Annotated in this window: 22 protein-coding genes; 15 read left to right on the top strand and 7 right to left on the bottom strand. The window is 67.6% G+C overall.

The features are described 5' to 3' along the window. The first annotated feature begins 36 nt into the window (after positions 1-36). The 6 genes from AC1D1A_RS16250 to AC1D1A_RS16275 all read left to right on the top strand — a co-directional run bounded on the left by AC1D1A_RS16250 (position 37) and on the right by AC1D1A_RS16275 (position 6921). A complete protein-coding gene (locus AC1D1A_RS16250) occupies positions 37-1047 on the top strand; it encodes a phosphotriesterase family protein (protein ID WP_476948168.1) in 1011 nt (336 codons plus the stop codon). Positions 1048-1097: 50 nt separating this feature from the next. Then, complete coding sequence (locus AC1D1A_RS16255) at positions 1098-2051, top strand: phosphotriesterase family protein (protein ID WP_476948169.1); 954 nt, start codon at positions 1098-1100, stop codon at positions 2049-2051. Between the two features lie 79 nt (positions 2052-2130). Then, a complete protein-coding gene (locus tag AC1D1A_RS16260) occupies positions 2131-3273 on the top strand; it encodes an FAD-dependent monooxygenase (RefSeq protein ID WP_476948170.1) in 1143 nt (380 codons plus the stop codon). Between the two features lie 3 nt (positions 3274-3276). Beyond that, on the top strand, positions 3277-4209 hold the full coding sequence (locus AC1D1A_RS16265; RefSeq protein WP_476948171.1) for an alpha/beta hydrolase: 933 nt from the start codon (positions 3277-3279) through the stop codon (positions 4207-4209). Further along, the gene (locus tag AC1D1A_RS16270) at positions 4206-5174 is read left to right on the top strand and encodes an MBL fold metallo-hydrolase (RefSeq protein WP_476948172.1); all 969 of its coding nucleotides are present in this window, start codon (positions 4206-4208) and stop codon (positions 5172-5174) included. Before AC1D1A_RS16265 ends, AC1D1A_RS16270 begins: the two co-directional genes overlap by 4 nt. Further along, the gene (locus tag AC1D1A_RS16275; RefSeq protein WP_476948173.1) at positions 5167-6921 is read left to right on the top strand and encodes a CocE/NonD family hydrolase; all 1755 of its coding nucleotides are present in this window, start codon (positions 5167-5169) and stop codon (positions 6919-6921) included. Before AC1D1A_RS16270 ends, AC1D1A_RS16275 begins: the two co-directional genes overlap by 8 nt. Positions 6922-6983: 62 nt before the next feature. Here AC1D1A_RS16275 and AC1D1A_RS16280 read toward each other — a convergent pair whose 3' ends face one another. The 4 genes from AC1D1A_RS16280 to AC1D1A_RS16295 form a co-directional block, all read right to left on the bottom strand. Continuing rightward, on the bottom strand, positions 6984-7571 hold the full coding sequence (locus AC1D1A_RS16280; RefSeq protein WP_476858548.1) for a TetR/AcrR family transcriptional regulator: 588 nt from the start codon (positions 7569-7571) through the stop codon (positions 6984-6986). Positions 7572-7606: 35 nt separating this feature from the next. After that, positions 7607-10021, bottom strand: a complete 2415-nt coding sequence (locus AC1D1A_RS16285; RefSeq protein ID WP_476948174.1) for an ATP-binding cassette domain-containing protein — start codon at positions 10019-10021, stop codon at positions 7607-7609. Positions 10022-10125: 104 nt separating this feature from the next. Then, positions 10126-10545: a VOC family protein gene (locus AC1D1A_RS16290; protein ID WP_223916337.1), complete on the bottom strand. Its 420-nt coding sequence runs from the start codon at positions 10543-10545 to the stop codon at positions 10126-10128. Then, positions 10542-10991, bottom strand: coding sequence for a helix-turn-helix transcriptional regulator (locus AC1D1A_RS16295; RefSeq protein WP_223916339.1), 450 nt, complete (start codon positions 10989-10991; stop codon positions 10542-10544). The genes AC1D1A_RS16290 and AC1D1A_RS16295 overlap by 4 nt, the downstream gene beginning before the upstream one ends. Positions 10992-11095: 104 nt before the next feature. Here AC1D1A_RS16295 and AC1D1A_RS16300 point away from each other — a divergent pair, with 104 nt between their 5' ends. From AC1D1A_RS16300 to AC1D1A_RS16320, 5 genes are all read left to right on the top strand, one after another. Further along, positions 11096-12325, top strand: a complete 1230-nt coding sequence (locus AC1D1A_RS16300; protein ID WP_476948175.1) for a type III polyketide synthase — start codon at positions 11096-11098, stop codon at positions 12323-12325. 62 nt (positions 12326-12387) lie between these two features. Further along, the gene (locus tag AC1D1A_RS16305) at positions 12388-13098 is read left to right on the top strand and encodes a class I SAM-dependent methyltransferase (protein ID WP_476948185.1); all 711 of its coding nucleotides are present in this window, start codon (positions 12388-12390) and stop codon (positions 13096-13098) included. After that, positions 13091-14269, top strand: coding sequence for an FAD-dependent oxidoreductase (locus AC1D1A_RS16310; RefSeq protein WP_476948176.1), 1179 nt, complete (start codon positions 13091-13093; stop codon positions 14267-14269). Before AC1D1A_RS16305 ends, AC1D1A_RS16310 begins: the two co-directional genes overlap by 8 nt. A 42-nt stretch (positions 14270-14311) precedes the next feature. Further along, a complete protein-coding gene (locus tag AC1D1A_RS16315; protein WP_476948177.1) occupies positions 14312-15262 on the top strand; it encodes a hypothetical protein in 951 nt (316 codons plus the stop codon). Positions 15263-15271: 9 nt separating this feature from the next. Then, positions 15272-15943, top strand: coding sequence for a peptide deformylase (locus AC1D1A_RS16320; RefSeq protein WP_476948178.1), 672 nt, complete (start codon positions 15272-15274; stop codon positions 15941-15943). Positions 15944-15958: 15 nt separating this feature from the next. Here AC1D1A_RS16320 and AC1D1A_RS16325 read toward each other — a convergent pair whose 3' ends face one another. Then, positions 15959-18028, bottom strand: a complete 2070-nt coding sequence (locus AC1D1A_RS16325) for a S9 family peptidase (RefSeq protein ID WP_476948179.1) — start codon at positions 18026-18028, stop codon at positions 15959-15961. Between the two features lie 154 nt (positions 18029-18182). Between AC1D1A_RS16325 and AC1D1A_RS16330 the strand changes: the two genes are divergently transcribed. From AC1D1A_RS16330 to AC1D1A_RS16345, 4 genes are all read left to right on the top strand, one after another. Further along, the gene (locus tag AC1D1A_RS16330; RefSeq protein WP_476948180.1) at positions 18183-19046 is read left to right on the top strand and encodes a methyltransferase domain-containing protein; all 864 of its coding nucleotides are present in this window, start codon (positions 18183-18185) and stop codon (positions 19044-19046) included. A gap of 231 nt (positions 19047-19277) precedes the next feature. After that, a complete protein-coding gene (locus AC1D1A_RS16335) occupies positions 19278-19739 on the top strand; it encodes an NfeD family protein (RefSeq protein ID WP_028276336.1) in 462 nt (153 codons plus the stop codon). An 87-nt stretch (positions 19740-19826) separates the two neighbouring features. After that, positions 19827-20783, top strand: a complete 957-nt coding sequence (locus AC1D1A_RS16340; protein WP_028276337.1) for an SPFH domain-containing protein — start codon at positions 19827-19829, stop codon at positions 20781-20783. Positions 20784-21180: 397 nt separating this feature from the next. Then, entirely contained in the window at positions 21181-21528 is a 348-nt protein-coding gene (locus AC1D1A_RS16345) for an RNA polymerase-binding protein RbpA (RefSeq protein WP_026266329.1), read from the top strand. 151 nt (positions 21529-21679) lie between these two features. Here AC1D1A_RS16345 and AC1D1A_RS16350 read toward each other — a convergent pair whose 3' ends face one another. Together AC1D1A_RS16350 and AC1D1A_RS16355 are read right to left on the bottom strand one after the other, a co-directional pair. Then, on the bottom strand, positions 21680-22417 hold the full coding sequence (locus AC1D1A_RS16350; protein ID WP_476870801.1) for a VOC family protein: 738 nt from the start codon (positions 22415-22417) through the stop codon (positions 21680-21682). A gap of 47 nt (positions 22418-22464) precedes the next feature. Continuing rightward, positions 22465-23211 carry a polyprenol monophosphomannose synthase gene (locus tag AC1D1A_RS16355; protein ID WP_476870800.1) on the bottom strand — a complete coding sequence of 249 codons (747 nt, stop codon included), beginning with the start codon at positions 23209-23211 and terminating at the stop codon, positions 22465-22467. Positions 23212-23623: the final 412 nt, after the last annotated feature.

A 23623-nucleotide genomic window follows, 5' to 3' on the forward strand; every position in this document is an offset into this window, starting at 1 on the left:
CCTGTATTCAGCACCCGATCTTCAAGGGAGAAGCCAGTGAGTCACACCACACCCGTCGATAGCGGGGACGCGTTCCACGCCCCCACCGGGCAAACCGTCAATACGGTATTGGGTCCCGTCCCTGCCTCGGAACTGGGCGTAGTCGCGCTCCATGAGGCCCTATTGTCAGTGGTCCCGGGCGCCCAGTACGCACCAGAGATCTCCATGGACAGGGCACAGATCTTCGAGGCCCTGGCGGCCAAGCTCGCGGACTTCCGCGAGCACGGCGGGCAGACGATCGTCGACAGCACGGGCATGTTCCACGGCCGCGACCTCAAGCTCTACGAGGCGTTGTCCCGCACCACCGGCGTCCACATCGTCGCCTCCACGGGCCTGGGCCCGGAGGAAGAACTCGGCGGATACTTCCTGACGCCGCAGACCAACCCGCCCACCCCGTGGCCGGCCGAAAAGTTCGCCGATCTCTTCGGCAAGGAGGTCACTGAGGGGATGGTGGTTCCCCGGGTCGAGCGCCGCGCCGCCGCCGGCATCGTCGCGACCATTGCCGACCGCGCCGGCATGACCCCGACCGAGGAAAGCCTGTTCCGCGGCTCCGCCCGCGCCGCCAGGAACACCGGCGTCCCGGTCTCTATCCGCTTTGGCGCCGATGTCCTGCACGATCTGGACATCGTCCTGGACGAGCAGCTCGGGGCCGACCGGGTGCTCGTCGGCGACCTCGACCGCAGGGACGCTGCCGGCTCCGCCATCGAGGTGGCCGGCCGGGGAGCCTTCGTCGGCATCGACCATGTGGGCCTGAACGACCACGCGGACTACCTCACCGACCATGGCCGCGCCGAACTGGTGTTCGGGCTCGTCAAGGCAGGCCATGCCGACCGGATCATCCTGTCGGGCAACTCGATCGGCGTTGCCAAAGGGCTGCCGGAGTACAACCTGCCCTACAGCCACGTCCTGACGACGTTCGTGCCGTACCTCAAGGCCCACGGCCTGAGCGACGAAGACGCCCGGCGCATCCTCGTGGATAACCCGCGCAACCTGCTGACCGTGCGCTAAGCGCCGCTCGGTCCACACACAACAAGCTTTCGAAACCCTGAGGTGAACGAATGACCAAGGTCAACACCGTGCTGGGAACCATCCCGGCCGAAGAACTGGAAATCGTGGCGGTCCACGAGCACATCGGCTACGGCATGCCCGGGTCCGAACTGGATACCAGGTGGTGGAAGTCGCCGGAGCAGGCTTACGAGGAAACCGTGCCGAAGCTGCGGAAGTTCCGCGAATACGGCGGCGGTACCTTCGTGGACGCCACGGGCATCTGCAACGGCCGCGACGTCGACTACTACAAGTCCCTGTCCCGGAAGACGGGCGTGCACATCGTTGCCTGCACCGGCTTCGTCGGCGGAGACACCGCCCTGCCGCACTTCTCCCGCGCGAGCGTGGACTACCTCACGAAGGTCTTCATCCACGAGATCACCGTCGGCATCGGCAACACGGGCGCCAAGGCCGGCGTCATCAAAGTCGGCGTGAGCCGCGGCGGACGCATGACGGATCTGGACAAGCGCATTTACCGGGCCGCGGCCCGCGCCGCCGTCGTCACCGGCGCTCCGGTCCTGACCCACCTGGCCATCGACCCGGAACCGGCAGTGAACATCTTCAACGAAGAAGGCCTCCCGCTGGACCGCGTGCTCTTCGGCCACGCCGACGACGGCCTGAACGCTCCGGTTACCCCGCACGATTGGATCTACGAGCAGGGCGGCCGCATCGGCTTCGACACTTTCGGCTACGACCTCGAGCTGCCTGATCCGCCGTTCTGGGGCCGCAAACGTGCCGAACGCATGGATCACTTCGTCAACCTCGTGAACAAGGGCTATGCGGACAAGCTCCTCGTATCGGCGGACGCAAACTGCAGTCCGCTGGGCTGGCCGGGCGTGAAGGGCCACACCATCAACTACATCTTCGAGGACATGATCCCCGACATGCGCGCGGCCGGTATCAACGACGCCACCCTCAAACTCCTGCTTGAGGACAACCCGGCCGACTTCCTGTCCCTTCACGCCTGACCCCGGACAGACCACCACAACTTGCCCGTTCCGCCAGACATGGCCCGGGCCCAGAAAGAGTCAAGAAAGAGATGAAACCATGAAGGCTGAAGACATCAAGAACCTCAAGATCGCCATCGTCGGCGCGGGGTACGGCGGCGCCGCGGCGGCCAAGGCCCTGAGCCTGCTCGGTGCCGACGTCAGCGTGTACGAACAGGCATCCCAGATGCGGGAGGTCGGCGCCGGCATCGGGCTGCGTCCTGCCACCATGCACCGGTTCAGCCAGTGGGGCATCTTCGACACGATCGCGAACGTAAGCTCCCCGAGCGACTACTTCGAAATCCTCACCGCCACGGGTGAGCCGATCATGAAGGACACCTGGCCGGAGTTCGGCGGGCAGAGCCAGACCCACCTCATCCACCGCGGCGACTTCATCGACGCACTCCTGAGCGTGCTGCCGCAGGGCATGGTGCACCTTGGCCACAAGCTGGAGACCATCGAGGACAAGGGCGGCCGCTCCGTCCTGACCTTCACCAACGGCACGACGGTCGAGGCGGACCTGGTGGTCGGCGCCGACGGCATCAAGTCAGTGGTGCGCGAGCAGCTCTTCAGCGACAAAGGCCCGGTGTTCTCCGGCGAACACGCCTACCGCGCTGTGATCTCCGCCGGCGACGCCCACGGCATGGTGGTGGACGACAACCTGCGGATGTACATGGGCAGGGGCACGAAGGTCTACCTGCTGCCGCTGCGCCACCGCAACCAGATGTCCTTCGATATCACCGCACTGTGCCCGGACAGCACCTGGGCCCCCACCATCACGAAGGATGACCTCGTGGCGACGGTGGAGGGCTTCGACGAGCGGATCGTCAACATCGCCCGCGGCCTCGACATGGACACCGTCAACATCCGCGCCGTCCACGACATCGACCCGGTCGACACGTGGCACACGGACTCCGTCGTGCTCATGGGCGATGCGGCCCACTCGATGCTGCACCACCAGGGCCAGGGCGCCAACTCGGCCATCGAGGATGCCGGTGCGCTCGCCGATGCCTTGGCCGAGGCCGGCTCTGTCAAGGATGCACTGGCCCTGTTCCAGGCAACCCGCAAGCCGGTAACGGACGAGCTGCAGCGCATCTCGCGTCAGGGGTGGACCGAGGACGAGGTCAATGACGTCTTCCCGGGGCAAAAGCCCACGTCCCAGAAGCCCGCCGCCGTCAACGCACCAGCAGAGTCGAAGGCCTGACCCATGACCATCCATCCCGAAATTGCCAAGATTCTCAGCACCCTGCCGGCGCCCGACGGCTCGCCGCTGAACCCGGGGGCCATGCGCGCCGGCGAGGCCGCGCAGGTTCCCGCATTGGAGGACCGTCTGCCGCTGCACTGCGTCGAGGACGCCACCGCAGTGACGCCATCGGGCGAGGTGCCCGTGCGGATCTACACGCCGGCCGGGTCCGACGCTCATGGGCTTCTGGTGTACCTCCACGGCGGGGCGTTCTTCCTCGGCAGCCTGGACACGCACGACCACGTTGCCCGGGCCCTGGCCAAGGAGACCGGTCATAAGGTCATCTCTGTCGGCTACCGCCTGGCGCCTGAGGCTGCTTTCCCTGCCGCCCTCGACGACTGCTACGGGGTGGTCCGTTGGGCCGCCGAGCAGGGTAAGAGCCTGGGCTGGGACGGCAAGAACCTCGCCATCGCCGGCGACAGTTCGGGCGGCAACTTCGTCGCTGCCGTCGCAGCGATGGCCCACGACGACGGGTTCGACCGGATCACGCATCAGGTCCTCTTCTACCCGTCCCTGGACCTGGACTTCGACGTCGACCGCTACGCCTCGCTGCGGGAGAACGCCGAAGGATTCGGGCTGGAGACGGCGGGCCTCAAGCCGTTCAACTCCTTTTACCTGGAGAGCGGGGCGGACCCGGCGGACCCGCTCGTCTCCCCCATCAAGCGCGATGACCTCACAGGCCTGCCGGCGGCGCTCGTCATCACCGCCGAGCACGACCCCCTTCGCGATGAGGGCGAACTTTACGGCCAGCGACTGGCGGAGGCCGGCGTCGTGGCGGCCGTCAGCCGCTACGCGGGGGCCAACCACGGCTTTGTCCAGAACTTTTCCTGGATCCCGGAGTTCTACCGGGCCTTCGAGGAAGCAGGCGACTTCCTGAACGCGGGGGCCGGGCAATGACGGGGCCAGTCGCTGTTCATCCCCTGGTCTCGCCGTRGGGCCGGTTCGGACTCTACAGCTTCTTCATCGACGCCCCCGAGCCCGCCATTGTCGACACCGGGATCGCGTCCTCCCCTGCCGAAGGCATGGTCCCGGCACTGGAGGCGATCGGCCGCCGGATCGAGGACGTGCGCTGGATCCTGCTGACCCACGGCCACATCGACCACCTCGGCGGTGCGCACGCCCTATGGGAGCTCACCGGACGGCGCGCGAAGGTCGTGATCCACGAGGCCGACGCGCCTCTGCTGCGCTCCCGGAGCGCGCACGTCGACCAGTACGTGGACGTGCGCCAGCAGTACATCGACAATCCGAATGCCATCGAGGAGCAGACGAAAGCCGCGAACCACGTCATCTCCGGCGAGATGGAGCCGACCATGCTGGTTAAGGGCGGCGAGACCCTCGCCCTGGGCGGGGACGTCACCGTCTCGGTCCACCACATCCCCGGCCACACGGCCGGGTCCGTCGCCTACGTCGTGGACGGGCAGCAGTCGGTCTTCGTCGGCGACGCCGTGCAGATCCACGGAGCGGCCAACGGCTTCCCCGGCTACGAGGATCCGGCCGCCTACCGCTCAAGCCTGCGGTACCTGCGCGACGACGTCCGCCCGCAACACCTGTACCTGGGCCACCCGTACCGGGACGCTGACGGCGTGCCGTACGGCGTTGAACTGGACCGTGAGGCGGCCCGGAATGCCCTGCAGGGAAGCCTGGACCTCGAGACCCGAATCGACGACGCCGCCCGCCGGTACCTTCGCGACGGCCTCCAGGAGACGGACTCGCCATACTCGCCCTTCGCCCGCGTCGCTGCAGAACTCGGCTACGCGGGCGACCCCAGCCTCGAGCCGTCCCCGTTCTTCACGACGCTCCACGGCTACCGCACGGCCTTTGACGGCCTGACCAAAGATGAGGAGCTTCGCACCCATGGATGACCTGAAGATGTTGGATGCCGGCGCGGAGAAAATCGCCGTCCGCAAGGACCTCCGGGTCCCGATGCGGGACGGCGTCGAGCTCGCCGCGGACGCCTATCACGGTACCGGGGACAAACCGCGCCCCGCCCTCGTAGCCCTGAGCCCCTACGGCAAAGAATTGCAGGCGCTGGCCCTCACAACCCCGCCACAGCGGCGCCCCAGCCCGATGTGGGACGGCTGCATCGAGGCCGGCGACATCGCCCGCATCGTCAAGGAGGACTACGTTCACGTCATTGGCGACCTGCGCGGCTCGGGTCACTCCGGCGGCGAACATATCGGCAATTACAACGCCGGTGGCGTGTCGCTTGGCCAGGACGCCTACGACTTCATCGAGTGGGTCGCCGCGCAGCCGTGGTGCGACGGCAACGTCGGCATGGTCGGCATCTCCTATTTCGGCTCCATGCAGGTGCTGGCAGCGGCCGAGCGGCCGCCGCACCTGAAGGCGATCTTTGTCTCCGGCGGCCACTACGACTTCTACGAGACCACCTACCATGGCGGCATCATGTGGTTCATGCCGCGTGCTGCACGCGAGGGCCGCGGCGGCGATTCCGGCTGGGCGTTCACGGACAACGTCAAGTCCCGCATGATCGAGAAGTACTCCCCCGGGGAATTGACGAAGCTGGTTGCCACGCGTCTTGCGGACCCGGACGTGGCCGCCTGGCCGAACCTGGTCCATGTCCTGAACTACCCGAAGAACCACGAGGCCTGGTTCGACATTGTGATGAACGAGCTCGACGGGGACTGGTACGAGGAGCGCAACCCCATCACGCTGGCCCCGAACATCGATATCCCGGTCTACCTGCAGATCGACCAGGGCCGCGGCTGGACGATGGACGGCACGATTGAGCTGTTCAAGGAGCTGAAGGGCCCCAAGAAGCTGGACATCGGCCCGTACCCGCCGATGCAGTCGCGTCCCTTCATCGAAGAACACGACAAGATGTTCCGGTGGTACGACTACTGGATCAAGGGCATCGACAACGGCGTCATGGACGAGCCGGCCGTGAGCGTCTTCGTGGAGGGCTCGCGTGAGCTGGTAACTGCGGAGGCGTGGCCGCCGAAGGACGTCGAGTACAAGTCCCTCTATCTGCGCCCGCGGCACAAACTGTCGACCGAGCCCGAGCTGATGGGCGCGGAGTACGCCGCCCCGGACGGCTTCTACCAGGCGCCGCTGACAGTGACCGACAAGGTGGAGATCATCAGCTGGTCCACGCCTGCCTTCGAGGAGGACACGGAGATGATCGGCACCGGTGCCGCGCACATCTTCGCCGAGATCGACCAGCCGGACACCAACTTCATCCTCCGCCTGTGGGATTACGCGCCCACCGGCGCGCGCCAGCTGATCACCAGCGGATACCTGAAGGCCTCGCACCGCGAACTTGACGACCGCAGCACCGAGGGCAACCCGATCCACCCGCACACCCGCAGTGTGCCGGTGGAGCCGGGGACGATCGAGGAGTACGTCCTGCGCCTCTATCCGTTCGCGAACACTTTCAAGCCGGGCCACAAGCTCATCGCAGAGCTCTCGAACGGCGAGCCGCTGGCCGACGAGCACAACGCGCTGCTGCCGCCGGATGCCTTCCATCTGCCGGTGGGTCGGCCCGTCACCCACAAGATCTACCGCGACGCCGCCCACCAGTCCAGGCTGGTCCTGCCGTTCACCTCCCGCCAACCGGCGGAGGGCCAGCCGGCGGTCGTCCAGGCGCGCTGATGCCATGCGGCAGCTGACAACACCAGGGCGCAGCCAACAGGCTGCGCCCTGGTGTTGCCTGCTCACTCAGCCAGCAGGAAGCACCAGTTCTCGACCATCAGATCCAGTGAAGTATCGCGGTCCACGGTCCAGCCGAGCCGCATCCAGCGCCGGGAAAAGAACTCCAGCTCGCCGAAGGCCAGCGCGCAGCGGACCCGGCGGCTGGCCGGGGCAAAACGCCCGGCGCTGTCGAGGCCCGCCTGCATGTCGTCGATCGCCGTGTCGAACCACTGGTCCAAAGCCGCCTGGATGTCCGGTTCGCTGGCCGCGGCCTGGTGAGCCGCCACAACATAGGGGCGGATGTCGGCCCACTGGTCAAATTTCCGGGCCAGCCAGACCCTGATCAGCTCGCGGTCTCCGGACTCCACCACCGAATGCAGCGGCGGGACATCGGCCTCCGTCAGCATCTCGTTGGACCGCTCGACGAGCGAGCGCATGAGCTGGGCTTTGGACGGAAAATGCGAATAGAAGGTTGCCCTGGTGGTGCCCACGGCAGCGGAGATGTCATCCACCGTGGTGGCGGCGAACCCTTTCTCCTCGAAAAGCTCCAGCCCCTTGTCGAGGAAAAGCCGGCGGGTCATCTGCTTTTGAGCGTCTCGAATGCTTGCCACGCCCCCAGATTAGTCCCCCGATTCACCGCATTCGTTCACTTGATGCTGTTTTCAGCCACTGAACCGACGTAAGCCGCGAGGTGCTCGCCGGTGAGGGTGGAGCGGGCGGCCACAAGGCTGCCGGGCGTGCCCTCGAAAACGATCCGGCCGCCGTCGTGCCCGGCGCCGGGACCAAGGTCGATGATCCAGTCGGCGTGCGCCATGACCGCCTGGTGGTGCTCGATGACGATGACCGATTTGCCGGAGTCGACGAGCCGGTCCAGGAGTCCCAAAAGGTTCTGGACGTCGGCGAGATGCAGGCCGGTGGTGGGCTCGTCGAGGACGTAGACATCACCCTTCTCCGCCATCTGGGTGGCGAGCTTGACGCGCTGCCGCTCGCCACCGGACAGCGTGGTGAGCGGCTGGCCCAGGGTGAGGTAGCCCAGCCCGACGTCGACGAGCCGGTCGAGGATCTTGTGGGCCGCCGGGGTGCGGGCCTCCCCTTCGCTGAAGAACACCGCGGCTTCGGTCATCGACATGGCCAGCACCTCGGCAATATTCCGGCCACCCAACGTGTACTCCAGAACTGCTGCCTGGAACCGCCGGCCCTCGCAGTCCTCACAGGTGGATTCGACCGTGGCCATGACACCGAGCTCGGTGAAGATGACACCCGCGCCGTTACAGGTGGGGCAGGCACCCTCCGAATTGGAGCTGAACAGCGCCGGCTTCACGCCGTTGGCCTTCGCGAACGCCTTGCGGATCGGCTCGAGGAGGCCCGTGTACGTCGCAGGGTTGCTGCGCCGCGAACCCTTGATGGCGCCCTGGTCAATCACCACCACACCGGCCCGGCCGTCCACCGAGCCGTCGATCAGCGAGCTCTTGCCCGAACCTGCAACACCCGTGACGACGCAGAGCACGCCGAGCGGGACGTCGACGTCCACGTCCTTGAGGTTGTGCGTCGAGGCGCCCCGCACCTCGAGCGTGCCGGACGGGGTACGCACGGAGTCCTTCAACCTGGCCCGGTCGTCGAGGTGCCGCCCGGTGATGGTGTCGCTCGCCCGCAGGCCCTCCACGGTTCCCTCGAAGCACACGCTGCCGCCCGCCGTACCCGCGCCGGGGCCAAGGTCAATGACGTGGTCGGCGATGGCGATGGTCTCCGGCTTGTGCTCGACGACGAGCACGGTGTTGCCCTTGTCCCGCAGCTGCAGCAGCAGCTGGTTCATCCGTTCGATGTCATGCGGGTGCAGGCCGATCGTCGGCTCGTCAAAGACGTAGGTGATGTCGGTAAGGGACGAGCCCAGGTGCCGGATCATTTTGGTGCGCTGGGCCTCGCCGCCGGACAGGGTGCCCGCCGGACGGTCCAGCGAGAGGTAACCCAGCCCGATTTCGGCGAACGAGTCGAGCAGGTGCTGCAGGCCTTTCAGCAGGGGTGCGACGGAAGGGGCGTCAAGCTCGCGGATCCATGCGGCGAGGTCGCTGATCTGCATCTCGCAGAGGTCCGCGATGTTCTTGCCCTGGATCTTCGCGGACCTGGCCTCCGGGCTCAGCCGGGTGCCGTCGCACTCGGGGCAGGCCTGGAACGTGATGGCGCGTTCCACGAAGGCCCGGATGTGCGGCTGCATGGCGTCGACGTCCTTGGAGAGCATCGACTTCTGGATCTTCGGGATCACGCCCTCGTAGGTCAGATTGATGCCCTCGACCTTGATCTTGGTGGGCTCCTTGTAGAGGAGGTCGTGCATTTCCTTCTTGGTGAACTTCGCGATCGGCTTGTCCATGTCGAAGCCGGCGCCGCTGAAGATCCGGCCGTACCAGCCGTCCATGCTGTAGCCGGGGATCGTCAGGGCACCCTCCCTGAGCGATTTGCTGTCGTCGTACAACGCGGTGAGGTCGAAGTCCGAAACCGAGCCCATCCCCTCGCAGCGTGCGCACATGCCGCCCAGGTAGACCACATCGCGCACCACGCTCCGCTCGACCCGGCCGCCGGCTTTCTCGGTACTCATCACCCCGCTCGCCTTGCGCGTCGGGACGTTGAAGGAGAAGGCAGTGGGTGGCCCGATGCGGGGCATGCCCAGACGGCTGAAGAGGATCCGGAGCATGGCGTTCGCGTCGGTGGCGGTGCCGACGGTGGACCGGGGGTTGGCGCCCATCCGCTCCTGGTCAACGATGATCGCCGTCGTCAGCCCCTCCAGGTGGTCCACCTCGGGCCGCGCCAGGTTGGGCATGAAGCCCTGCACAAACGCGCTATAGGTCTCGTTGATCATCCGCTGCGACTCGGCGGCGATGGTGGCGAAAACCAGCGAGCTCTTGCCCGAGCCGGACACGCCGGTGAACACCGTCAAGCGGCGCTTCGGGATCTCGACGCTGATGTCCTTGAGGTTGTTCTCCCGTGCGCCCTGCACGCGGATCAGGTCGTGGCTGTCCGCTTCATGCAGCGCGGGCGGCTGCGTGTCCGTGCTCGTGGCAATGCTCATCGTGTCTCCATCTGTTGGGCGGGGCAGCCCCAAGCGTCCCCGTCGTCGTCGACTGGCTCTATCTAACCAGCTGGCGGCTGGTCCGGCGGTGGCCGGCGGGCACCTTAGATCGGCTGCTGGATGCGGATCAGGTTGCCCGCGGGATCGCGGAAGGCGCAGTCGCGCACCCCATAGGCCTGCTCTGTCGGTTCCTGGACCACCTCGGCGCCGCTGGCCTGCAGCCGCTCGAAGGTGGCGTCGACGTCCTTGGTGGCCAGGAGGATGCGCGCATAGGTGCCCTTGGCCATCATCTCGTCGATGGTGCCGCGCTCTTCGTCGGTGACGCCGGGATCGGCGGCCGGCGGTTCCAGGACGATGGATGTGTCCGGCTGGCCGGCCGGGCCGACCGTGATCCAGCGCATCCCGCCGTAGCCGACGTCGTTGCGGACCTCGAAGCCGAGGGTGTCCCGGTAGAAGGCCAAGGCGGCGTCGGGATCGTTGTGTGGGAGGAAACTCGCGTGAATGTTGATGTCCATGGACTTCATGCTAGTTGCGGTTCGGGGGCCGGGACTTCTCGATTCCTGACCGGTCTGGTGACCTGTTTCGCGACGCATGAGGGCATCCCTGCGGTTGCCCTGGCAGCCTCGCGCCGGTAGACGCTGGGCGGCACGCCAACCAGTTCGGTGAAGCGGGTGCTGAAGGTGCCCAGCGACGAGCAGCCGACCGTAAAGCAGACCTCGGTGACGCTCAGGTCGCCGCGGCGCAGCAGGGCCATCGCGCGTTCTATGCGCCGTGTCATGAGATAGCTGTACGGCGACTCGCCGTACGCCAGGCGGAACTCGCGGCTGAGGTGCCCCGCGGACATGTGGGCGCCGCGGGCGAGGGCCTCGACATCCAGCGGCTGTGCGTATTCCCGGTCCATTCGGTCGCGGACGCGGCGTAACAGCGCGAGGTCGCGCAAGCGCTGCGCCCGGTCGGGTTTGCTGGTCACAAGTGCGATCGTGCTACGTCGTGCCGGAGTTGTCCAGCCCGGAGGTGTTCCTGAATCTCCGGCCGTTCCATTGTCTTTGGCGGCAGGCTCGCTGAGAATGAACCATGACGGTCTACCTGAGGTCTCTGGAAACTGCAGTCCCGCCAACCATTCTGGTCCAGCCCGAGGCCAGGGCCGTGTTCGCCGCCCAGCCGGGCCTCACCCGGCTCGGATCCCGGCTCGTCAACACGTGCTTTGACTCTGCAGCCATCGACACGCGGCACACGGCGGTGGAGGAACTCACCGCGGACAGCAAGGCGGAAAACCCCCAGTTCTTCGACCCCGCCACCGGCCTGGTGCTCAGCCCCAGCACCAAGACCCGGAACGGCATTTTCGCCACGGAAGCGACCAAGCTTTTCATTGAAGCAGCCCAGAAAGCCCTCGATGCCTGCCCGGGCGTCGAGGAGCGGGACATCACCCACCTGATCACGGTTTCCTGCACCGGATTCTTCAATCCCGGCCCGGACTACAAGATTGTCCGGGCCCTCGGCCTGAATCCGGCTGTCCAGCGGTACCACCTCGGCTTTATGGGCTGCTATGCAGCCTTCCCGGCGATGCGGGCGGCGAAGTCCTTTTGCGAGGCGGATCCGCAGGCGACGGTGCTGGTGGTCTGCGCCGAACTCTGTTCCCTTCACGTCCGGACCTCCAATGATCCGGACACCATCATGGGGTCGGCGTTGTTCGCCGACGGCGCTGCCGCGGCCATCATCACAGCGCGGGACATCCCCGGGGAAACGCCCCTGCTGCGGCTGGACCACTTCGAAACCGTCCTGACGCCCGTCGGGGAGGACTCGATGGCCTGGAACATCGGTGACGAGGGCTTCGAGATGGTGCTGGGCAACTATGTCCCGCACATCATCGATGATCACATCATTGGCGCGCTGGAACCGCTCCTGTCCCGCGACGGCTCGCTGAAGGGGCTCCCCTACCGGGAGATCGAGCACTGGGGCATCCACCCGGGCGGCCGGAGCATTCTGGACAAGGTCCAGTCCAGGCTGGAGCTCAGCGACGAGCAGCTGGTCCCGGCCCGCGAAACCCTCCGGAACTTCGGCAACATGAGCAGCGCCACCGTCCTGTTCGTCCTCAAGCACATCCTCGAACTGCCGGCAGCGGACGATGCGGCAGACGATGCCGGGGCCGGCCCGGGTGCGGAACGGATCTGCTCCATGGCCTTCGGTCCGGGCCTGACGGTCGAGACGGCGCTCTTCACCCGGGTGGCGGCCCCGCGGCCCGCCGCAGCTTTGCGGCAGGAGCCAACTGCGGAACCAGCACAGTCCGTAGCGGTGCGGGTCTGAAAGCGGCCACGCTGAAACCGTTCAGCGCGAAGCGGGGCACGGAACACCTTCGGGCGGCCCTCCTGCGGGACCGCGCATCCGACGCCGTCGAGGAAATGGACCTGCCGGGCTGCGACCCCGGCCGCCTGGAGCGCACGTATGCCCAGTTTGCGCTTGTCAACCGTGCCGTCGCCGGCTGGCGCGGCATCTACCGGTCCCGGATCAGGCCCCGGCTGTCCACTGCTTCCGTCACGTCCCTGCTGGATATCGGGTGCGGCGGGGGCGACGTTTCCGTGCTGTTGGCCCGGTGGGCGGCCCGGGACGGACTGCCTCTCGAGGTCACCGCTATTGACCCGGATCCGCGGGCGATCCTGTTCGCCCGCGCCCGCCACGCGACGGCGGACGTGACGTTCCGCCAGGCGGCCAGCGCGGAGCTGCTCGAAGAGGGCCACCGGTACGACCTCGTGGTATCCAACCATGTCCTGCACCACCTTGACGGGCTGGAAGCGTTTCTCGCCGAGTCGGCCCGGTTGTCCCGCGGCACAGTGGTCCACAACGACATCCGCCGCAGCCCCGCCGCCTACGCGCTGTTCTCTGCCGGCTCCTGGGTGCTCACCGGCTCCTACATCCGGCAGGACGGGCTGACCTCGATCCGCCGAAGCTACACCGCCGCGGAGCTGGCCGCCGCCGCTCCCCCGGGCTGGACCGTCGCCCGCCACGCCCCCTTCCGGAACCTGCTGCTGCACGGCACTCCCGGCGGCGGCTACCAGTCAGGGTCCGGCGCCAGTGGCTGAGGTTCTGATCATCGGTGCCGGTCCGGTGGGGCTGTTCATGGCCGCGCTGCTGCTGCAGGACGGCGTGGATGTGCAGGTGCTGGAACAGCGGGGCGCACCGGAGCCGCAGTCGCGCGCCATCGGCATCCATCCGCCGGCGCTGGCCGCGCTCGCGGGAACCGGAGTTGCCGAGGCCATGATTGCCGAGGGGGTCCAGATCCGCCGAGGTATGGCACTGGCCGGCGGAAAATGCCTCGCCCGGATGTCTTTTGCCGGCGTCTCGGACCGCTTTCCGTTCGTCCTGTCCCTGCCCCAGGCCCGTACTGAGGCGCACCTGGAACGGCGGGTCAACGAGCTCGGCGACGGCGCCCTGCACCGCGGCGTCCGCCTCACCGGACTGTCCGACGACGGCGGCCGGGTCAGCGTGGAAGCCGACTCCAAGAGTGGCACCCTGCGCTATTCGGCGCCGCTGGTCATTGCCGCCGACGGCGTGCGTTCCACGGTGCGGGCGCTGCAGGGCGCCGACGTGCGCGTGAAAGAGTACCCGGACAGTTACCTGATGGGTGACTTCGCGGACGGCACCGGGTTCGGTCCGGACGCGGCACTGTTCCTCTCCGGCGCCGGCATCGTGGAGTCGTTCCCCTTGCCCGGCCAGCTCCGCCGCTGGGTGGTCCGGCTCGGCACCGGCGACTCCCCGGCCGGCGATTCCCCGCCCGGTGGACCAGCAGCCGGCGGACCCGGCGCGGACGCCCGGTGGCTCATGGGCTGCGTGCGCGAACGGACGGGGCTCGCCATCGACGCCGGGACCAACAGCATGCTCAGCCGCTTCGGCGTCCGCACGCGCCTGGCCCCCCGGATGGTGGCCGGCCGGGTGGTGATGATCGGGGATGCGGCCCACGAGGTGAGCCCCATCGGCGGGCAGGGCATGAACCTCGGCTGGCTGGACGCGGCGGCGCTGGCACCGATCGTCTCGGCGGCCGTGCGCGGCCAGGATGTCGCGGATCGCCTCCAGACCTTTGAGCGGACCCGGTTGAGGGCGGCGGCGAGGGCCGCACGCCAGGCGGAAATCAACATGGCCCTGGGCCGGCCCCTCACGGACCGTCTCCTGGCGCTGCGGAACTGTGGCATCGCAGGCGTCGCCGCAGTTCCGCCGGTGAATTCCCTGATCGCCCGCCGTTTTACGATGCACTAGGCAACGCATTGGCACAGGTTTGCCCCGGAATAGACTGTGCGCATGGACGGACTTCCCGGGATGCGCGGCGCCGCATCGTATTGGGCGTTGCGGGCAGCGGCCGCCACGGTGCTGCTCGGCGCGGCGGCGTCATGCAGCTCCGGAACGGCCGGCGGCACCGCCTCCCCGGCAAGCGCGACGGCGTCGGCGACCCCGATCCCCGCAGGACCCGTGACCGCGGAAATCAGCCAGTTCCGCGACAACTACAGCAAGCAGATCATCGAAATCCAGCTCACGAACACCACCGGCCATGCCCTGACGGTCCTCGGCGCGGAACTGACCAGCCCTCTCTTCGCGGCCCCGATCATCTGGTCCGCCCGCACCGGCGGGATCGAGCTTCCGCCCGGACAGCCCAAGAGCCTGCCGGCGCCGCTGCCCGCCCCGGATTGCGGCAGCCCGGCCGGGCCGGGAGCCACCTCCGGGGCTGCGGGCGACGCCCGTGTATCCCTGCGGCTGGCCACGCCGGAAGGTGCCGTGCCGGTCCCGGCCATGGCCCCGGCACCAGACCCGTTCGGCGTCCTGGCGCGGAACAATTCGGAGCTGTGCCTGGCCCGGGAAGCCTCGGCCGTCGCCACGATCGCGCTGGATCCCGAGCTTGAGGTCGCCGCGGACGGTCGGACCGCCGTGGTGCGTCTGCTGCTGCAACCGCGCGCCGCCGGTGCCGGTGAACTGGTGATAGACCGGATCGAGGAAACCACGCTGCTGGCGGAGGCCTCACAAGCCCCGTGGCCCCGGTCGGTGACGGTCCGCGCCGGCGGGACCCCGGCCCAAGTGCGCCTCGGCATCAGGCCCTCCCGCTGCGATCCCCATGCAGTGGCCGAAGACAAGGTGGGCACCCTCCTGCCCCTGCAGGTCAGGGTGGCGGGCCGCGAGGGAATCCTGAAGATCGACGCCGGCAGCCAACTTCGCGCCCGCATCTACGACTTTGTTACAAAGGCGTGCGGGCGCCAGTAGTGTGGGGGCATGCCCTTCGACGCCAGGCCCACCGACTACAGCGCCGCCCGGATAAGCGAGACCGTCCAGGAAATCCTGAGCGCCGGCATCCTCCCGCCGATTGTCCAGGCCGGACACCCGGTGCTCCGGCACGTGGCGGCGCCGTACGATGGCCAGTTGACTGATGCCGAGCTCGGTCACCTCATCGACCTCATGCGCAGCGTGATGCACAAGGCCCCAGGCGTGGGCCTGGCGGCCCCACAGCTGGGGATTCCGCTGCAGATCGCTGTCCTGGAGGACCAGTTCGACGTCGATCCCGACGTCGCTGCCGTCCGCGGGCGGGAGGCGCTGCCGTTCTTTGCCATGCTGAACCCGGGCTATCGTCCCCTGGGCGCGAAGTCCGCGGCGTTCTACGAAGGCTGCCTCTCCATTGGCGGCCTGCAGGCGGCGGTCGTGCGGCCGGAATCAGTCCAGCTCGATTTCACGGCGCCGGACGGCACGAAACTCCAGCAGACTTTCTCCGGCTGGCAGGCCCGGATTGTCCAGCATGAAACCGACCACCTCCACGGGATCCTCTTCCTGGACCGGGCCGAGCTGCGCTCCATCAGCAACAATGCCGAATACGCCGCCCGCTGGGCCCAGCCGGACATCAGCCGCGCCCGGCAGGAACTCGGGTTCCTGCCGGACCCGGCCGCGGACTAAGCCTGCGGGCCAGGGCTAGGGCTGCGGCGCCGGATTCGATGCGGACGGCAGGTAGCGGGCCCACCACTTCAGGATTTCATCGAACCGCTGCTTCCGGTGGTGCGGGGTGCCGGAGCGGGACAGCTCATGGTTCTCGCCGGGGAAGACCAGGAATCCGGTCTCGACCCCCTGTTGCTTGAGGGCGGTGAAGTACCGCTGGCCCTGCTCCACGGGACACCGGAGGTCCTCCTCGCTGTGGATCACCAGCGACGGCGTCCGTACATGCTGCACGCGCGCCATGGGACTCTGGGCCTCCATTTGCTCCGCCGCCGGGCCGGTGTACTCGCCACCGAAGAACCAGCCGATGTCGGACGAACCGGTGAAGCTCACGGGATCCAGGAAACCACGCTCGACTATGGCGGCCCGGAAACGGTGGTCGTGGCTGATGGTCCACGCCGTCAGGTAGCCGCCGTAGGATCCGCCCATGATGCCGACATTGGCGGAGTCCAGATCCTCGAACTTCCCCACTGCCCCGTCCAGGAACGCCAGGACGTCCTGCATGTCCACGGTTCCCATCCGCTCCTTGATGGACCGGCCATGTGCCTGGCCGTAACCGGCAGAACCCCGCGGATTGCACATGAGCACGGCGTAACCGGCCCCTGCATAGACCTGCGCTTCGTCGAACAACGCCACTCCGAACTGGGCAAACGGGCCGCCATGGATGTTCAGCAGCACCGGGTGCGGGCCAGGGCCCGCCGGCTTCACGAGCCAGCCATGGACCGGGTACCCGTCGGCCGAGGCCAATGTCAGTTCCTGCGGCTCGCTGATCCCCGCCACGCTCCGCAGCTGGGCGGAAAAGTCCGTCAGGCGGCGCACCTGCCCGCGCTCGAGCACGGCAACATCACCGGCCGTCGTCGAATCGCTGAAACTCACCACGAGCGTTCCGCCACCCTCCGCGGCGCCGGTCACCACCCGGTTGCCTTCCAGGAGGACGGTGTGGCCGCCCGTCGCAACGAATTCGTGCAGCTCGACGGTTCCCCGCGCATTGTTCAGCACCAGGGCGCCCGCGCCGCCGCGCAGCTCCAGCCGGCTGCCGCCGGACAGGTCCAGCGCCTCGGCATCGCTGAGCGCCGTGGCGTGTCCGCCGTCGGCAGGCATCGCATAGAGGACGGTGTTCCTGGCCACGAAGTCCAGCCCGGATGCGCCCAGATCCTGGGCCAGGAAGAAGAGCCACAGCCCATCGGCGGATTGGCGCACGGCGCTGATGCTCTGCCGTCCGGCGTTGGCCGGCACCACAGCCTGCGGCTGCCCTCCGGCAACAGGCAGCGCGTAGATTCCACTGACGAGGTCAGTGTCCCGCTCATCGTGCAGGGCGGCGGTGAAGAAGATGGTGCCGCCGTCGGCGCTGAAGCCGGCGCCGTTGTGGTCCGCTGGTGCGGTGGTGAGTTGTTTGGCGGCCGGCAGCAGCCCGGCAGCATTCTCCGCGGGATCGGCCGCGGTGCCGAGGGCCTTCAGGGCGCGTCCGGCCGGCGCCACCTTCGGTTCGGCGTCAAGCTGCGGCACCTCGAGGATGAACAGCTGAAGCGGCTTGTCAGCGATGTAGCCAACACCGTTCATCCGGTACTGGAAATCCGTGATCAGCCGGGCGTCCTCGCTGCCCGCACTCACGCCGTCGACGCTGCCATACCGGCCCTCGTCAGGCGTCCTGGCGCTGAAGAGAATGCTGCGGGAATCAGGCGACCACGTGAAGGAGCTGACCCCCAGTGGGGCCGCCGTCAACAGCTGGGGTTCGCCGCCGGCGGCTTCCACCACGAACAGCTGCGGCTTTCCGTCCGCTGCCGCACGCAGGAACCCAAGGGCACGGCCGTCAGGTGAAAAGTCCGGTGCTGTGTCACGGAAGCCCCGGGTCAGCCGGCGTGGCCTCTGGTCCGGGTCGTTGAAGTCCGGGTGGGTCGGGTCCTGGCCCAGGGGCACGGTCCACAGCTGGCCCACGTAGGCATCGGCATCGAAGTCCGGGCGGAGCACGGAGACCACGGCGCGGGAACCGTCGGGGTGCACGGCAGGAGCGGACACGGAATTGAGCAGCGGAAGATGTTCAGATTTCACGATTGCGAGCCTAGCCCGTGGCGTGCCCGCTGTGAAACACCTCACGTTGCGCCGGTGCGGCGAGGCACGCCGCGGCGTTCCCGGTGCCCGGCGCCCCTGTAGCCAATGTCCCGTCCGCGCGGCGGGCCTGCGATCCGCGCATAGGATGAAAGCTATGCCCGCCGCCGATCTCCCCCTCCTGTGCCCGGTGTGCCGCCAGGGCCTCCACTTCACTGGCGGCGCCCGCACCCTGGTGTGCGGAGCCGGCCACAGCTTTGACGCGGCCAGACAGGGCTACTTCAACTTCCTGGTCGGCAAGGGGACGGTTTTTGAAGCCGACAGCGCAGAAATGGTGGCGGCCCGCTTCGACTTCCTCTCCGCGGGGCATTACCAGCCGCTGGCCGATGCCGTGGCCGGGCTCGCCACACCGGCGCTCCGGGAGGCCCCCGCCGGCCGGCCCCTCGTGCTCGACGCCGGAACGGGCACCGGCCACTACCTCAGGGCCGTGCTGGACCGGGCCGCAAACAGTGGTCCGGCCGCGGCAATCGGCCTGGACATTTCCAAGTTCGCCCTGCGTCGCGCAGCCAGGCTGAACCCCGAGGCTTTGAACGTCGTCGGGGACGTCTGGCAGCCGTTGCCGGTCGCGGAGAACGCCGTCGACGTCGTCACCGTGGTCTTTGCGCCGCGCAACGCGCCCGAGTTCGCCCGGGTCCTCCGCCCCGGCGGCCGCCTTGTCGTGGTCACACCGCGGCCCGGCCACCTGGCGGAGGTTGCCGGGCCGGCCGGGATGCTGGGGATCGAGCCGGCCAAAGACGAGCGGCTCGCCGCGTCCCTGGGCCAGCACTTCGCGCCCGTCGCAGCATCTGATCTGGACCTGGCATTAACCCTTGGCCCGCGCGACGTCGCCAACCTGGCCTACATGGGACCGGCCGGCCACCACCTGGACCGCGCCGCACTGGTAGCCCTCGAGGCCGCGCTTCCGGAGCGGACCTCCGTCTCGGCCCGCTTCCGGATCAGCGTCTTTCAACCCATCCGCTGACCATTCCCGCTCCCGCCGCTTCGCGGGTGCCGTCAGGTACGCCCTGAAACCACCCCCGGGAGGGGACGGGGGCGGAAGGCCAGGCCGGGGAATCGACCCGCGAAATAACGACTTGGCCACTTTGGCCATCAATTCCCCACCGCCGGTCCCAGCTATTGCCTTTCCGCTTAGGATGGAATCACAGTTACTGGGGACCTGTGCCTGCAGCTCCCGGAACTCTAGGGGGAATTGATGTCTGAATGGCTGATCGAGAATTGGTGGGCGTTGTGGCTCACGCTCTTTCTCCTGTTTGCCGTGGTCGAGATGATCACACTCGATCTGTTCTTCATCATGCTCGGCGGCGGCGCCCTCGCCGGGCTTGTGGCGGACTTCGCCGGCGCCGATCCGTGGCTGCAGATCATCGCCTTCTGCGTCGTGTCCCTGCTCATGATCGGCTTCGTCCGGCCGGTGGCCCTCAAGCATCTCCACCGGGGACCGGCGGATCAGCGCACCAACATTGAACGCCTCATCGGCGAATCCGCCGTCGTCATGGAGGCTGTGAGCGAAAACGGCGGGCTCGTCAAGATTGGCGGGGACGTCTGGAGTGCGCGGTCCGAATCGGGAGTGCTGGCGCCCGGACAGCAGGCTGTGGTCAGTGCCATCGAAGGGGCCACCGCGATCGTGGCCCCGCAACCGGAATCCGCCGTCCAATAAGGGGCGCTGTCCGGCGGGCACTGCTGTCCGGCCGGTGCGGCGCTGCCGGCGCGAGACTAAACAAAACAACTGGGGAATAGGTGATGTATGAATATCGCAGTCGCAATTGTGCTGCTGGTACTAATTGTGTTTGTAATTATTGTGCTGGTCCGGTCGGTCCGGATCATTCCACAGGCCCGTGCCGGCGTCGTTGAACGGCTGGGTAAATACCAACGCACCCTGAATCCCGGACTTACCCTGCTGATCCCGTTTGTGGACCGCCTGCTGCCATTGCTCGACCTGCGGGAGCAGGTGGTGTCCTTCCCGCCGCAGCCGGTCATCACCGAGGACAACCTGGTGGTCTCGATCGACACCGTGGTCTATTTCCAGGTCACGGACGCCCGGGCCGCCACCTACGAGATCGCCAACTACATCCAGGCAGTGGAGCAGCTGACCACCACCACTCTGCGCAACGTGGTTGGCGGCCTCAACCTGGAGGAAGCGCTGACCTCGCGCGACCAGATCAACGGCCAGCTCCGCGGCGTCCTGGACGAGGCGACCGGTCGCTGGGGCATCCGGGTCTCCCGGGTCGAGCTCAAGGCGATCGATCCGCCCCACTCGATCCAGGACTCGATGGAAAAGCAGATGCGGGCCGAACGTGACCGCCGCGCCGCCATCCTGACGGCCGAGGGCACCAAGCAGTCCGCGATCCTCACCGCCGAAGGCCAGCGCCAGTCCTCCATCCTGAAGGCCGAAGGCGACGCGAAGGCGGCCATCCTGCGGGCCGACGGCGAGGCGCAGGCCATCCAGAAGGTCTTCGACGCGATCCACAAGGGCAACCCGGACCAGAAACTGCTGGCTTACCAGTACCTCCAGACCCTCCCGAAGATTGCCGAGGGATCCTCGAACAAGCTGTGGATCATTCCCAGCGAGGTTGGCGAGGCGCTCAAGGGGATCGGCAGCGTACTGGGTGCGGGCGCGGTGCAGGAGCAGACGGCCTCAACGCCGGACGTGGCACCGTACTCACCGCCCGCCGCAGCCGACGGCCAAGGGAACCGGCCCTGATCCTGCTCCCGCACTGGGTCTCTCGGATCGGATAGTTCCGTCCTGGCCCCCGCAGACCGGCCGTTTCGGCCCGGCTGCGGGGGCCAGCCAGCTTAAGGCCGGCCCGGGCGGGTACAGGATACGCAGTTCACGCCGCGGGGCTACTCGCTTTACCGCGCCCGCAACACTCCCGTATACTTGAATATTTGTCCGGTCAGTTCAGCCGTCCGGAACAAAAACGCTCCGCACAGCGTTGATTCCAATGACGTTCCAAAGAGTTTTGTCCACTGGTGACTGTCATCTGGCCGGGCCACACCGGGCCAGGTACGGTACAGCGCGGTGCAACCAGAAGTCCGGCGCCTGACGGTCCCCGGACAACGCAGGGCTTGACCCTGCGAACCGAATAGAGGGAGAAAAGATGAGCGATCGCAGCCTGCGGGGTATGCGCCTTGGCGCACAGAGCATGGAGACCGAATCCGGCGTCGAACCGGCTCCGCGCCAGCGGGTTGAATACCGTTGCGAGGATGGCGAGCAGGTGTTCGTGACATTCTCCTCGGAAGCCGAGATCCCCCCGGTTTGGGTTTCGAAAACGGGCAAGGAGGCGTTGCTGGTGGACGGCGAACGCCCCGTCAACAGCAACGAGAAGGCAGTGCGCACGCACTGGGACATGCTGCTGGAGCGCCGCTCGCTTCCCGAACTTGAGCAGATCCTCGAAGATCGCCTCACCATCCTGCGCGAACGCCGCGGCGAACGCCGCTCGGCCTAGTCCCCCAGCGCACCGGCTACGGCAAGGGCCGGGCCCGCATCGAATGATGCGGGCCCGGCCCTTTTTTCTGTTCCTGCGTCCATGCTCTGCGCCTCCCCTGCGCCTCCTGCGGCTGCACCGTCTGGACGCGCACAGGAGCCGGGATTCTGCGTCAGCCGGGGGTGAGGACGCAGAACTCGTTGCCCTCAGAATCGGCGAGGCAGACCCAGGGCACATCGCCTTGGCCGACGTCGGCGTCAGTGGCGCCCAGAGCCCGCAGCCGGGCAACCTCCGCCGCTTGATCATCACCCGGGTATGGCATCAGGTCGAGATGGACACGGCCCCACACGGTCTGCACGCCGGGCGTGCGAAGGAACTCAAGGTACGGCCCGACACCCTGGGCCGAACGCAGCCTCGCGTAATCATCGCCCAGCTCGTGCAGGGTCCAGTCCGTCGCCCCGCCCCAAAACCCGGCCATGGCCCGCGGGTCTGCACAGCTGACCACCACCGCGGCGATCGGCCCGGTGTCCTGGTAGATCGGGCGGGGCTCCAGCACGCGGAACAGGTTGCCCTCCGGGTCGGCCAGAACCGTCCAGGGCTCAGCACCCTGGCCGACGTCGGCGGGCGTCGCACCGAGCCCCAAGAGATGAGCGACCAGCTCCGCCTGGTGGGCCGCAGAGGTGGTGGCGAGATCGAGGCGTGTCCGGTAGATCACCGTCTCGGGGTCCGGGACGGTGACGACATCGATGCAGACGGCGGCGGGGTCCGGCCAGACGAAACCCGGGGGTTCAACATTGGTCACACCGGGTCCCTCGCTGGACACGCCCCAGCCGAGTGCCTCCGCCCAAAACCGGCCGAGCGTTGAGTCATCCCGAGCCTTGAAATTCACCTGAACAAGTCGCAGCGCCATACCGGCCGACCCTATACCCAGGCGATGCCCGGACCGGGAGACACGCCTCAGGCGTCCTGCCTGCTGTCCTGCTTGCCCCGGAGCTTGTTCCAGCGGGCCGTGAGTCCCCATTTGGTGACGTTGATCATGGCTTCGACGACGATGTTGCCGCTCATCTTCGAAGCGCCGAGCTCGCGCTCCACGAAGGTAATGGGCCGTTCCACGATGGTCAGGCCGAGCTTGGCCACGCGCCAGGCCAGATCCACCTGGAAGCCATAGCCTACCGAGTCGACCGCATCCAGGTTCAGCTTCTCCAGGGTGGTCCGCCGGAAGGCGCGGAAGCCGCCGGTGACGTCCTTGATCTTCACTCCGAGCATGATCCGCGCGTACGTGCTGCCGACGCGGCTGATGGCCTGGCGGTAGAGCGGCCAGTTGACCACACGGCCGCCGGGAACCCAGCGGGAGCCCATGGCGAGGTCCGCGCCCTGCTCCACGGCCTCAATCAGCTGCGGCAGCTGCTCGGGCTGGTGCGAGCCGTCAGCGTCCATCTCCACGAGGATGTCGTAGCCGGCGTCCAGGCCCCACTTGAAGCCCGCGATGTACGCCGCTCCCAGGCCGGCCTTTCCGGCGCGGTGCAGGACGTGGACCTGTCGGTCTTCTGCGGCCATGCGGTCCGCCAGCTGCCCCGTGCCGTCAGGGCTGTTGTCGTCGACAACCAGCACGTCGGAGGCGGGCACGGCTGTGCGCAGGCGACCGAGGGTCTTGGGCAACGATTCCAGCTCGTTATAGGTCGGGATGATGGTGAGGACACGCACAGCGAGGCCTTTCCTTGAAGGGAGCGGTCGGTGCGCCGAAAGTCAATGGTTCCGGATATTCAGGCGCAACTTCCCATTATAGGGAGTTGCGCGCCAGTGGGGCGCCCGCGAGGCGGCCGTGCGGCCGCCCGGGCAGGTCCACCCGCTTCGGGCCAGTTCCGGCAGGCCACGAATTGCGGCGCCGGAACCGTTTTCTGCTGCGAAGTAGACCCGCCCCCTGGGGGTGCCCGTGGTCATGACCAAGTAAAGCTCCCGCGGGTGCGGCAACCTGGGAAGGACCGGGGACTGCCGGAGTCTGCGCGGTACGCAACCCTCCGTTGCCCCTCAATGCTACGGGGGCGGGCCGATCTGTCAACCGAGCCGTGACCTGCCGTTTCGTCTGTCGGTGCAGGTCAGGGCGGGGTCGCGGGTG

The sequence above is a fragment of the Arthrobacter sp. P1_B9 genome, assembly GCF_056406495.1.

Coding starts and splice junctions, on each gene's coding strand:
- AC1D1A_RS16255 (WP_476948169.1), top strand. CDS start 1,098: ATGACCAAGGTCAACACCGTGCTGGGAACCATCCCGGCCGAAGAACTG.
- AC1D1A_RS16260 (WP_476948170.1), top strand. CDS start 2,131: ATGAAGGCTGAAGACATCAAGAACCTCAAGATCGCCATCGTCGGCGCG.
- AC1D1A_RS16265 (WP_476948171.1), top strand. CDS start 3,277: ATGACCATCCATCCCGAAATTGCCAAGATTCTCAGCACCCTGCCGGCG.
- AC1D1A_RS16275 (WP_476948173.1), top strand. CDS start 5,167: ATGGATGACCTGAAGATGTTGGATGCCGGCGCGGAGAAAATCGCCGTC.
- AC1D1A_RS16285 (WP_476948174.1), bottom strand. CDS start 10,021: ATGAGCATTGCCACGAGCACGGACACGCAGCCGCCCGCGCTGCATGAA.
- AC1D1A_RS16290 (WP_223916337.1), bottom strand. CDS start 10,545: ATGAAGTCCATGGACATCAACATTCACGCGAGTTTCCTCCCACACAAC.
- AC1D1A_RS16300 (WP_476948175.1), top strand. CDS start 11,096: ATGACGGTCTACCTGAGGTCTCTGGAAACTGCAGTCCCGCCAACCATT.
- AC1D1A_RS16315 (WP_476948177.1), top strand. CDS start 14,312: ATGGACGGACTTCCCGGGATGCGCGGCGCCGCATCGTATTGGGCGTTG.
- AC1D1A_RS16320 (WP_476948178.1), top strand. CDS start 15,272: ATGCCCTTCGACGCCAGGCCCACCGACTACAGCGCCGCCCGGATAAGC.
- AC1D1A_RS16330 (WP_476948180.1), top strand. CDS start 18,183: ATGCCCGCCGCCGATCTCCCCCTCCTGTGCCCGGTGTGCCGCCAGGGC.
- AC1D1A_RS16335 (WP_028276336.1), top strand. CDS start 19,278: ATGTCTGAATGGCTGATCGAGAATTGGTGGGCGTTGTGGCTCACGCTC.
- AC1D1A_RS16340 (WP_028276337.1), top strand. CDS start 19,827: ATGAATATCGCAGTCGCAATTGTGCTGCTGGTACTAATTGTGTTTGTA.
- AC1D1A_RS16345 (WP_026266329.1), top strand. CDS start 21,181: ATGAGCGATCGCAGCCTGCGGGGTATGCGCCTTGGCGCACAGAGCATG.
- AC1D1A_RS16350 (WP_476870801.1), bottom strand. CDS start 22,417: ATGGCGCTGCGACTTGTTCAGGTGAATTTCAAGGCTCGGGATGACTCA.